Here is a 10,660-nt window from a genome sequence, read left to right on the forward strand (position 1 = left end):
GATTTCGTGCCACTTTCCCCTCATGCACTGCAAACGAGGGGCGAAATGAAGACCCATGACGTGGTGATGATTGGCGGAGGGCACAACGGCCTCGTGGCGGCCTGTTATCTGCAGCGGGCCGGGCTCGACGTGCTCGTTCTTGAAAAGAACGACTGGGTCGGCGGCGCCGCGACGAGCCGCGAGCTGACGCCCGGCTTTCTCTATTCGAACTGCTCCTATGTGTGCTCCCTCTTCCGGCCGGAGATCATGCGTGATCTTGAGCTGCCAAAACACGGTCTTCAGGTGATTTCGTATGAAGGCGGCGCTGTTTTCACCCGCGACGGCGATTATCTCGCCTCCTACCGCGATCACGACGGTCACCGCCGCGAATTTGCCCGCTGGTCGAAACGCGACGCGGAAGCCTATGACCGCTATGCGCGCGACGTCACGCGCCAGTGCCGCTTCATCCAGCCACTCCTGATGCGCACCGCGCCTGACCCCTTCTCTTTCAAGCCACGCGACATCGGCGAACTCCTATATATCGCCAAACGCTTCGGCGAATTCTCTCCGGCTGAAATGGCCCGCACGCTGCGTTTCTGGACAATGTCCATTTCGGACTTCCTCGACGAGTATTTTGAAACCGACGTCATCAAGGCCTATCTCGCCCTCTCCGGCATCATCGGCACGGCGCTCGGCCCGATGTCGCCCGGCACGGCCTATGTCCTGCTGCATCATTACATGGGCGAGGTGGACGGCTCCGTCGGCGCATGGGGCTATGCCAGAGGCGGTATGGGCGCCATAACCAAGGCGCTGGCAAACTCATTTAAGGCATCGGGCGGAACGATCCGCACGGGCGCCGACGTCGACAAGGTCCTGACCCGCAGCGGCGAGGCAACCGGCGTCGTGCTCGTGAATGGCGAGGAAATCCGTGGCCGCACGATCGTTTCCAATGCCGATGTAAAGCGCACTTTCCTCGGAATGGTCGAGGAAAACGATCTGCCGGAAACCTTCGTCCATCGCGTCAGGCACTTCAAGATGCGGGGCTCCTCGGGGAAGCTGAACATCGCGCTCGACAGCCTGCCGGAATTTCCCGCGCTGCCGAAAGGGTCGAGCTGCATCCGCGGCGACATGCATTTCACCGATTCCGTCGAACGCATGGAGCGCGCCTACGACGACTGGAAGGCGGGGCATTGGTCCGCCGATCCCTTCGTCGACATGATGATCCCCACAACGCTCGACCCGACGATGGCACCGCCCGGAAAGCACTTCATGAGCTGCTTCGTGCAGTACTGTCCGCCCAAGGTGGAGGGCCGGGACTGGACAGATGCCGACCGCGACGCCTTCGCCGAGACCGTCGTCAGCCAGATAGCCGACTACTCTCCCGGCTTCCGGGACCGCATCCTGCACATGGAGGTCCGCACGCCGCGCGAGATCGAGGCGGAGGTTGGCCTGACCGAGGGCAATATCTTCCAGGGCGAACTGACCTTCGACCAGTTGCTCTTCAACCGCCCAGTTCCCGGCTACGCCCAGTATCGAAGCCCGGTGAAGGGGCTCTATCTCTGCGGCTCCTCCACCCATCCTGGCGGCGGGGTCATGGGCGCGCCAGGCCGCAACGCGGCGGTGGAAATCTTGCGAGATCTCAAACGCGACCGCCAGCATATGAGTGAAGCCCATGACGTCATTTGATGTGATCGTGATCGGCGGCGGGCACAACGGGCTCACAGCCGCGACGAAGCTGGCGAAAAGCGGCCGTAAGGTCATCGTGGTGGAAGCGGCTGATCGTGTCGGTGGCGCGCTCCGTGGCGACGAATTCCATCCCGGCTTCCGGGCCGACGGCCTCGCCCACATCGTCAACCGGCTCGACCCGGATGTTGCCGATCTGCTCGATCTGCCCACGACCGGAAACGCGAAACCGATGCTCACCGCCGTTCTCTCGACGGACGGGCCAGCGGCCATCCTCGAAGGTGGCTACGGTGAACGCCTAATCGGAGTATCGCCCGCCGAGGCTGAGGCCTTCTCCCGACTGCGCGAAAAACTGCTTTTTCAGGCTGGCATCCTGAAGCGTTTCCTGAAGCGTCCTCCGCCTCGAATCGGCGAAATCGGCGCCCGCGACCTTGCCACCTTTGCCTCGGCCGGCTTCGGCCTTATCAGAAAGGGCCGCGAGGAAGGCCGCGATTTCCTGCGCATGCTGTTGATGAATGTCGCGGATGTGGCCGATGAATATCTCACCGACGACCGTCTGAAAGGTCTGCTTGCGTTCGATGCGACTTTGGGCATTCATCTCGGTCCGCGGTCACCGACCTCGCTTCTCGGCCTTTACTACCGGTTGACTGGCGAGGCGATGGGCGCCGCCGGCGCGCAATTCATCCCGGGGGGCGGCATGGGCGCGCTGGCGGCGGCCTTCGAATCCGCCGCCGTCGAGGCCGGCGTCACCTTGCGATGCGGGTCTGCTGTCGCCCGTATTCACGCCGATCGCGGGACGGTCAGCGGCATCGTCCTTGCAAATGGCGAGGAATTGACGGCCCCCGTGATCGTCTCCGCGATCCATCCGAAGACGACCTTTCTCCAGCTTGTCGATCCGGCCGAAACCGGCACCGGTTTCCTCCGCAGCATCAGCAATATCCGCTCCAGGGGCAATGTCGCCCGCCTTGATCTCGCCCTTGACCACCCGCCAGAGTTTATCGGCCTTGGAACCGAGCAACTCAAAAGCCGCATCGTCATTTCCCGCTCGATCGATCACGTGGAGACGGCCTTCAATCCGGCCAAGTACGGGGAATTCTCTGCCGACCCGGCAATGGAGATCGTGCTGCCGAGCCTGCACGACACGAGCCTTGCACCATCCGGCGCCGCAACCCTCTCCGCTCTCGTGCAGTTCGCGCCTTACGACTTGAAAGAGGGTTGGGAGAGTGGGAAGCCGAAGTTCGAAGCCATTATACTCGATATTCTTGAGCGCTATGCGCCCGGCATCCGGGCCTCCGTTCGCGCCTCCCGCCTGATGACACCAAAGGATATCGAGACGACTTACCACATGCCCGGCGGGCACTGGCATCATGGCGAGCTCCAGGCGGATCAGCTACTCGTTAATCGACCGGTCAATGCCGCCTCCGGCTACGCCACCCCGCTCAAGGGGCTTTATCTCGCGAGCGCGGGCGCCCATCCGGGTGGCGGCATCTCCGGCCTGCCTGGTCTTCTTGCCGCCAGAACGATCCTTGCTGGAGACCGCCGATGACCAACGCTAACGCCATCCGCCGGAGCCTCCAGCGCCACATCTCGACACCGCGGCTGGAAACACCCTTCCATCCGCGACTGTCGGTCCTTTCAACGACAAGCGACTGGTACAACTGGGCCGGCTACAAGGCACCGCATTCGATCTTCGACAGCGAGCTCGAATACTTCGCCATCCGCTCCACCGCCGCTCTCTTCGATATCTCGCCAATGGTGAAATACCGTATCAAGGGGCGCGACGCGGAATCTCTCCTCAACCGCGTGACACTCCGCGATGTCCGCAAACTGATCCCCGGCCGCGTCCACTACACGGCCTGGTGCGACGATGAAGGTCACGTTCTCGATGACGGAACGCTGTTCCGCCTTTCGGATCAGGATTTCCGCCTCTGCTGTCAGGAACGCCACCTTCCCTGGCTCGCCGACAGCGCCATCGGCTTCAACGTCGAAATCGCCGAAGAAACCGACGAGATCGCCGGACTGGCCCTTCAGGGACCGACAAGCTTCGCGGTTCTTTCTGAGGCCGGATTTGCAGGCGTCGAACATCTGAGACCTTTCCAACTCGCTCTGTTCGAGCACGATGGCGGCGCGGTCGTGATTTCGCGGACAGGCTTTACCGGTGATCTGGGCTACGAACTCTTCGTCCCAGCACAGTCGGCGCTATCGCTGTGGGACCGGCTCTGGCAGGCCGGTCAATTGCTCGGGGTTCAGGCCATCGGCTACGACGCGCTGAACCGCGCAAGGATCGAAGCTGGCTTCATCGTCGCCAATGCCGATTTCGTCACCGCCGAAGCGGCGTTGAGGGCAGACCGGGAACGCCTGCCGGACGAGATCGGCCTCGACTGGATGATCGATCTTGAAAAGCCCTGGTTCAACGGCCGGGACGCCATTCTCGAGGCGCGCCGCAAGCATAGCCTGCGCTACATCCTCGTCGGGCTTGAAATCGAGAGCAATATCCCGGCCGAGCACGCGCTCGTCTATCATCGGAAGAAGAAGGAAGCAGGCCTGGTGACGGCCGCGATCTGGTCGCCGCTTGCCAAGCGCAACATCGCGATCGCTACACTGGAACGTCCCTTCGGCGACCGCATCGTCGATGATCTCTGGGTCGAGATTTATGCGCTGCGGGAGCTTCAGTATCACAAGATGATGAAGCGCGCGAAGATCGTGCCGCGCCCGTTCGTCAAGCTGGATCGCCGATCCGCCAACCCGCCCGGACGGTTCTGAAGAGCAGGCTATGGACTCCGACACGGCAGTGCAATGGGAGCTTGTGAACACACCGGTCGGCGAGGAATGGTCCGGACGGGCTCGCTATGCGGCAGCGATGTTCTTCCACAAGCGCGGCGAGATGGATGCGGCGACGCTGGAGATCTATCGCTATCTGGCGCGTCTCGATTTCGAGGATCCGCTTGCCGCTCTCAAGCGGTACAAGATTGGCGACGACTGGATCGCCCGGGTTCAAGCCGGCCGCTCCACCCGGTGACTTAGAGAATGCGCTCCTCCGGCTCGTCCTCGGCCAGCGGCACGAAGGCGTCCGGATCGAAGGCAAGCCGGATCGGCGCCCCAAGCGGCAGATCGTCGGCACCGTAAGTGTTCGTCTCGATCATGGAGAGCGGCGTTTCCAAGCCGTCCACCTGAACCGACAGGTGCGTCGTCTCCCCGAAATAGGCACGGTCCACTACCCTCCCCTGAAGTTCATGCTCGGCACGCTCCTCGTCCCACAACAACCGCAGCCGCTCCGGCCGGATGCCAAGCGTGATCTTGCCGCCGGCGGGCATCAGTCCGGGTGTTGCCGGAAGTTTCAGACGGCCGAACCGTTCAGTGTCGACGGCAAGCACACCGCCGGCCGTATCGACCACTGTCCCGGAAAGGAAATTGATACCGCCCAGAAAATCGGCAACCCGCCGGGTGCGGGGATGCTGGTAGATTTCCTTGGGTGTCGCCACCTGTGCGATCCTGCCGCCGAACATCACCGCGATGCGGTCGGAAAGCGCTAGCGCCTCATACTGGTCATGGGTGACGAGCACGAACGTGATGCCCACCGCCTTCTGCAGCGACCGGAGTTCCGTCTGCATCTCCTCGCGCAGCTTCTTGTCGAGTGCCGAAAGCGGTTCATCGAGCAGCAGCACCTTTGGCCGCAGTACCAGCGCACGCGCAAGCGCAACGCGCTGCCGCTGCCCACCCGAGAGTTCGTGACCCCGGCGCTTGCCAAGTGCCGTCAGCCGCACCTGCTCGAGCACCGCGCCGACGCGGCGCTTCTCCTCGGCGCTCTCCAGCCCCAGCCGCTTCAGCCCGTAGGAGACGTTTTGCTCGACGTCGAGATGCGGAAAGATCGCATAGCTCTGGAACACCATGTTGGTCGGACGCCGGTTGGGTGGCACGCCGATCATCGTCTCCCCGTCGATCCGGATGTCGCCGCTGCTGGGTGTTTCAAAGCCCGCTATGGACCGCAGAAGTGTCGTTTTCCCGCAACCCGAGGGACCGAGAAGCGAGAAAAACTCCCCCGCTGCAATGTCCAGCGAGACCTCCGACAGAGCCTTGTAGATGCCGTAGAACTTGTTCACTCCGGAAATCGCGATCATAGGTTTCTCATGCATGCAATGTTCCTCCGGAAGAAACCTGGCGCTCGGCCCGACGACGCAACAGTTCCGCCGCCACGAGGAGCAGGATCGACAGCAGCAGCATGATGCTTCCGAGCGCCAGAACGCCGGGCAGCTTGGCGGCAAACCGCAACTGCCCCCAGATGTAGACCGGAAGCGTCGGCTCGGTTCCCGACAGGAAGAAAGCCAGCAGGAACTCGTCGAGCGAGATGGTGAAAGACACCAGCAGGCTCGACAGCACCGCCGGCGCCACGACCGGCAGCGTCACCCTGCGAAACGTCCCGAATGCCGTCTCGCCGAGATCGAGCGAGGCTTCTTCGAGCGACCGGTCGAAACCATCGAAACCCGCCGTCAGCACCGACATGGAATAGGGAAGACAGAACACCGTCTGGCCGAGGATGACGGTGGCAAGCGAAAGCTCCAGCCCGATTTGCAGGATGATCATCAGCAGCGAAACGGCCACGATGATCTCCGGCAGGAAGAGCGGCGCCATGATCAAACCGGTCGCGGCACGGCGTCCCCGGAAGCGATAACGCGTGACGGCACGGGCAGCGCAGATGGCAAGACCCGTAGACAGCAGCGAAACGCAGACGCCGACGATCAGGCTGTTGAGCGCCGCGTCCAGCATTTCGCGATTGCCCCAAAGCGAGGCGTACCACTTGGTCGTGAAGCCTGCGAGCGGAAAGCGGGTCGCAGCGGCATTGTTGAAGGAGAAGACCGGCAGCAGCAGGATCGGCAGGTAGAGAAACACCATGTAGATGGCGACGAAGACGGGCAAAAGCCGCCACCGCGATGATCCCGCCACCCTCATCGGATCCGCCCCACGACGAACTTGAGCGACAATGCACAGACGGCGGCCATCAGTGTCACCACAGCCATCGTCGTGACCGAGAGTGCCGCACCCAGCGGCCAGTTCGCGCCCTTGCCGAACTGCGCCTGGATGGCGGTTGCAATCATCACGCCATCCTTCCCGCCGACGAGCTTCGGCGTCACATAATCGCCGACCGTTGGGATCATCACGATCAGCAGTGCCGAAATCACGCCCGGCAAGGAGAGCGGCAGCACCACTCTCAGAAAGCTGCGCACCGGTCCGTCGCCCAGATCCCGTGCAGCCTCGACCAGCGAGCGATCAATCTTTTCCAGTGAGACGAAGATCGGCAGGATGGCGAACGCCGCCCAACTGTGGACCAGCGTGATGACGACGGCATTGGAATTATAGAGGAGTGAGGCGATCGGCTGGTCGATGACACCGGCGGACATCAAGCCGGTATTGAGCACGCCCTGGTAACCGAGGATCATCTTCCACGACATCACCCGGAGCAGGTAACTTGTCCAGCAGGGGATCGTGATCAGGAAGATCAGCAGGTTCTTGTGTCGGCCACCGTGAAACGAGATGAACCACGCAACGGGGTAGGAGATCACCACAGTCACCACGCTGACCACAAGCGAGATGATCAATGAACGGACCAGAAGATCCTGGTACATTGGCTCCGTCAGCGCGGCACGATAATTGTCCAGCGTCAGCGTGAGGTCGATTTCCAGATAGTTCTGGCTCCAGAAACTGTAGGCAACGACGGTCAGGATCGGAACCCCGAGCAGTGCGATGGCGTAGATCAGTGTGGGAGACACCAGCGCGAGGCCGGTTGCTTCTTCGCTGTTTCGCCACGACCCGCGGGAGCCCGCCTCACCGGGGCGCTGCCGAAGGTCTGCGCTCGCGGCAAGGGCCATCAGACCCTTCCCGTGGCCGACCAGCGGCGACAATCGCACGCTATCGATCGCCTCATCCTGTTCCCCTTGGAGCCTTTACGGCCCTCGTCCTTCTGTTTTCCAAGATGACCGCAAATGCCACAGGATTGCAAGCGAAAGATTTCCGAATCTGATTGAACGGCCATTCAATATAGTGTTATTACTCTCATGAAATTCATGGAGTTGCGACTGCAAAAGAGAGGAGCCGCGAAATGGCTGCCGAACCCAAGTTGTCGATGGATATATCGACCGTCGAAGATGCCCTCGTCACCGACGCGAAGGCCCATCTTATCCAGCCGTGGCCGACCTCCGGAAAGATCGGCGCCGAGGCCCGCAGCGGCCTCATGGACGGCGACGGAATTTATGTTACTGACATGGAAGGCCGACGCCTGATCGATGGCCCCGCCGGCATGTGGTGCACCAATGTCGGCCACCGCTGCGAGCCCATCGCGCGCACGCTTTACGACCAGGCGATGGCTCTCTCCTACAGTTCACCCTGGTACACGATGAGTGAACCGTCGGTGCGGCTTTCGAAGCGGCTGGCTGGACATGCGCCCGGCGATCTGGAGCACGTCTTCTACACGACAGGCGGATCATCGGCTGTCGAGACGGCGCTGCGCTTCATGCAGTTCTCGAACAACGTCACCGGCCGCGCTGAGAAGAAACTTATGGTCGCACGACAGGGCGCCTATCACGGTTCGACCTATCTTTCGGCATCCCTCAATGGCCGTCCGCGCGATCATGACTGGATGGACAGCGCAAGCGACCTCGTCGTCAAGCTGACCTGCCCCAACCCGTTCCGCCGCCCTTCGGACATGACCGAGCCGGAATTCTGCGATTTTCTCATCGGTGAATTCCGCGATGTGATCGAGACGCGCGGAGCCGAAAACATCGGCGCCTTCGTCGCCGAACCGATCATGGCCTCGGGTGGGGTCATCGTCCCACCGCAAGGCTATCTGAAGCGCATGCGTGCCCTCTGCCAGGAAAACGACATCCTGTTCATCGCCGACGAGGTCGTCACCGCCTTCGGACGTCTGGGTCATGTCTTCGCCTCGAAGGATGTTTTCGACATCGAACCCGACATCATCACCTTCGCGAAGGGCGTCACCTCCGGCTATTTCCCTCTGGGCGGCGCGATGATCTCGTCGAAGCTCTTGGAACGGCTGCGGTCATCGAACCACTCCGACGCCATGTTCGCCCACGGCCTCACCTATAGCAGCCACCCGATCGGCTGCGCGGTGGCCCTCACCAATCTCGACCTACTGGAGCAGGGCTTACTGGCCCACGCCCGGGAAATCGCACCTTACTTTCAGAGCCAGTTGAAGACTCTCGAGGATCTGCCGCTGGTCGGCGAGGTGCGAGGTCTCGGCCTGATGGCCTGCGTCGAATGCGTCGCCGATCGCAAAAGCAACAATCCGCTTGCACTCGACCTCGAAGTCGGCAAGCGAATCGATGCCCACTGCCAACGCCTCGGACTGCTTGTCCGCCCGTTGATCCATATGTGCGTGATGTCGCCCCCCCTGACGATCACCAGACCGCAGATCGACGATCTCGTCTCTATCCTGCGACAGGGTATTAAGCTCACGATGGATGAACTCGTGCGCGAAGGACTGTGGCGCGGCTGAGGAGCGAATGAAAAAGGGGCGAACCGTCGTTCGCCCCAAATCCTACTGCGGCATCGCCGTCACGGGTGGCTCGACATCCTGCCGTTGATCTCCGCCATGTCCCGCTCATCCGGCGCCTCGTCGAGCGTCATGACCGGCAGGACCGCGCGCAGATGATCGTGATGCGTGCGGACACCATATTCGAGGTCGGACAGATAAAAGCCCGCGAATGCCTTCGAGGTCATCGCCTCGTTCGACCAGACCGTCAGTTGCACGTCTTCCGCTTGGGTGTCCCGGTCGATGCGCATGGCAAGATAGCGAGCCAGTCTCTGTGCCCGGCTCTCGTCCTTGTACCGGTAGACGCCGCCTCTCAACATCGTCTTCCCGACGGCGACCGGAAACTCCTGATAAAACTGCACCGTCTCCGGCGTCACCGCGATAACGGTGTTGGGAAAGAAGCCGTAGTAGATCCAGGCGGTTCGCAGCTCTTGCGGAAGATGCATGCCCTCAGGGGCGACGTTCCTGTACATACGCACGCTCCAACGCCGTCCGGCATGCGGATTGTAGGTTGCGAACGAGCGACAGAGCCCATCGACGAACGGTTCGTCGTAGTAGGTCGAACCATAGAGATCCTGAAGTGCCGGATGCGCCATCGCGACGTGATAACCCTCGTTATCGACATCGCGCACCGACTTCCAGTTTACGGCCGACCCCTGCGTCCACAGACCCGCCGTCGGAACCATGTCGGTACTGCGATAATGGGCAAGCTCCGCTTCGAAGGGTTTGGCGAGTTCGGCGACGGACGGCTGCGGCCCGGGCTTCATGCGAATGAACACGAATCCCATCCAGACCTCTGTCTCAATGCTCGCCAGCGCGAACTCGTCCTTGTCGAGAGGCGGAAAACTGTCGGGCCGTGCTGCGCCGCGCAGCGTGCCGTCGAGATTGTAGACCCAGCCATGGAACGGACAGACCAGCGCTCCGCGGCAACGGCCCTTGTCATCCGCCACCAGCCGCGAGCCGCGATGCCGGCAGATGTTGTGAAAGGCCCGAACTTCCCCGTCCTTGTCCCGCAGCACGAGCACCCGTTCGCCGACGATGTCGAGCGTGATGTACTGTCCGGCCTCGGGAATGTCTGAAACGTGGCAGGCGATCTGCCAGTGTCGCCGGAAGACATGTTCTTTCTCCAGCTCCAACAGCGCCTCGGAATGGTAACACCAGCCGGGCAGCCCTCTGCGATCCCAGCTCTTTGGCACCGAGATGTCGCGCACATGTGTATTCATGGCGAGCTCCTTCTTGCTGAACGTTCATTCAATATAAGCACAAAAATACAGGGTAGGGAAGCAGCAGAAGGCAGATCAGGCCTGGCGAGAGCTTAACTGGACACAGAATTGAAAGTTGTTCGTGCGCTACGCGCTTACGTCATTGATAGCCGACAGTGCAGCCAGAAATGCGGCCGGTTCAGGTCGGTGCGCTGGACCGGTCGGCACAGAAATCGTTACGGATACGGCGTGG

General features: G+C 61.7%; 9 protein-coding genes. 5 read left to right on the top strand and 4 right to left on the bottom strand.

The features are described 5' to 3' along the window. The first annotated feature begins 45 nt into the window (after positions 1 to 45). From J5J09_RS20950 to J5J09_RS20965, 4 genes are read left to right on the top strand one after another with little or no spacing between them, the layout of a single operon-like run. Positions 46 to 1,665: an NAD(P)/FAD-dependent oxidoreductase gene (locus J5J09_RS20950; protein WP_208554169.1), complete on the top strand. Its 1,620-nt coding sequence runs from the start codon at positions 46 to 48 to the stop codon at positions 1,663 to 1,665. Next, the gene (locus J5J09_RS20955) at positions 1,652 to 3,208 is read left to right on the top strand and encodes an NAD(P)/FAD-dependent oxidoreductase (protein ID WP_208554170.1); all 1,557 of its coding nucleotides are present in this window, start codon (positions 1,652 to 1,654) and stop codon (positions 3,206 to 3,208) included. The genes J5J09_RS20950 and J5J09_RS20955 overlap by 14 nt, the downstream gene beginning before the upstream one ends. Next, complete coding sequence (locus J5J09_RS20960) at positions 3,205 to 4,425, top strand: aminomethyltransferase family protein (RefSeq protein WP_208554171.1); 1,221 nt, start codon at positions 3,205 to 3,207, stop codon at positions 4,423 to 4,425. Before J5J09_RS20955 ends, J5J09_RS20960 begins: the two co-directional genes overlap by 4 nt. A gap of 10 nt (positions 4,426 to 4,435) precedes the next feature. Next, a complete protein-coding gene (locus tag J5J09_RS20965) occupies positions 4,436 to 4,681 on the top strand; it encodes a hypothetical protein (RefSeq protein ID WP_208554172.1) in 246 nt (81 codons plus the stop codon). A gap of 1 nt (position 4,682) precedes the next feature. Here the strand turns inward: J5J09_RS20965 and J5J09_RS20970 are convergent, their stop codons facing one another. Genes J5J09_RS20970 through J5J09_RS20980 form a run of 3 tightly spaced genes read right to left on the bottom strand, consistent with a single transcriptional unit; the run spans position 4,683 to position 7,526 of the window. Further along, entirely contained in the window at positions 4,683 to 5,780 is a 1,098-nt protein-coding gene (locus tag J5J09_RS20970) for an ABC transporter ATP-binding protein (protein WP_208554465.1), read from the bottom strand. A 7-nt stretch (positions 5,781 to 5,787) separates the two neighbouring features. After that, positions 5,788 to 6,552: an ABC transporter permease gene (locus J5J09_RS20975; RefSeq protein WP_246746059.1), complete on the bottom strand. Its 765-nt coding sequence runs from the start codon at positions 6,550 to 6,552 to the stop codon at positions 5,788 to 5,790. A gap of 53 nt (positions 6,553 to 6,605) precedes the next feature. Beyond that, a complete protein-coding gene (locus J5J09_RS20980; RefSeq protein ID WP_208554174.1) occupies positions 6,606 to 7,526 on the bottom strand; it encodes an ABC transporter permease in 921 nt (306 codons plus the stop codon). A gap of 254 nt (positions 7,527 to 7,780) precedes the next feature. Between J5J09_RS20980 and J5J09_RS20985 the strand changes: the two genes are divergently transcribed. After that, a complete protein-coding gene (locus tag J5J09_RS20985; protein WP_246746060.1) occupies positions 7,781 to 9,169 on the top strand; it encodes an aminotransferase in 1,389 nt (462 codons plus the stop codon). Between the two features lie 59 nt (positions 9,170 to 9,228). Here J5J09_RS20985 and J5J09_RS20990 read toward each other — a convergent pair whose 3' ends face one another. Next, positions 9,229 to 10,428 (bottom strand): aromatic ring-hydroxylating dioxygenase subunit alpha, encoded by a 1,200-nt coding sequence (locus J5J09_RS20990; RefSeq protein WP_208554176.1) that lies wholly within the window; start codon positions 10,426 to 10,428, stop codon positions 9,229 to 9,231. Positions 10,429 to 10,660: the final 232 nt, after the last annotated feature.

Origin of the sequence: Ciceribacter sp. L1K22 (assembly GCF_017599385.1) — a bacterium.
Lineage (GTDB): Bacteria > Pseudomonadota > Alphaproteobacteria > Rhizobiales > Rhizobiaceae > Allorhizobium.